Source organism: Vibrio sp. 1402 (assembly GCF_033340275.1).
The window spans coordinates 1-516 of record NZ_JAWOWE010000719.1; the positions used below are offsets into that span (position 1 = coordinate 1).

Genomic DNA, 516 nt, shown 5'->3' on the forward strand with positions numbered 1-516 from the left:
AAACGTGCATCCAAGTAGTGAGTGTACTCGTGCTCAAGGTTCAAAATAGATAGATCTTCGCCATTCGCGTAGCGATAAGCCACGAAACGCGCCGTATTATCGGCTCTTGACGGGGTCCCCTCTAAGTACTGACCACCGTTATCCGTTGTATTGCCAAACAGGAATGAAGAGTAATCAACGTAACTGTCGTTGCTTGCAAACACCGCGACTTCAACACGATCGTTCAAGTCATCCGCCACTGGTTGATTGCCAGTATTCGCAACTTGATGGAAGTCTGCTTCTTTCGCAGCAAGCACTTCACACGCTTTCGCAGCTTGAGCATCGGTGAGATCTTCAGAGCGAATGATGGCAGATCCCTGACATTCGAAACGATTTGGCATCACGCGTGCTGCTAGATCCTGCTTCGCTTGTTCTAGGTTTAGAGCCTTCATACGCACAGGCGCGTCGTAACGCATCATCTCAACGGCGGCAAGCCACAGTTTGTCGAGCCCACTGCCCCATGGGTAACGCTGGAAC

Annotated in this window: 1 protein-coding gene; it reads right to left on the minus strand. The window is 50.8% G+C overall.

The genetic code is table 11. The annotated features are described in order from the left end of the window. A partial coding sequence (locus tag R7044_RS28120) for a collagenase (RefSeq protein ID WP_225456385.1) occupies positions 1 to 516 on the minus strand: 516 nt, incomplete at both ends.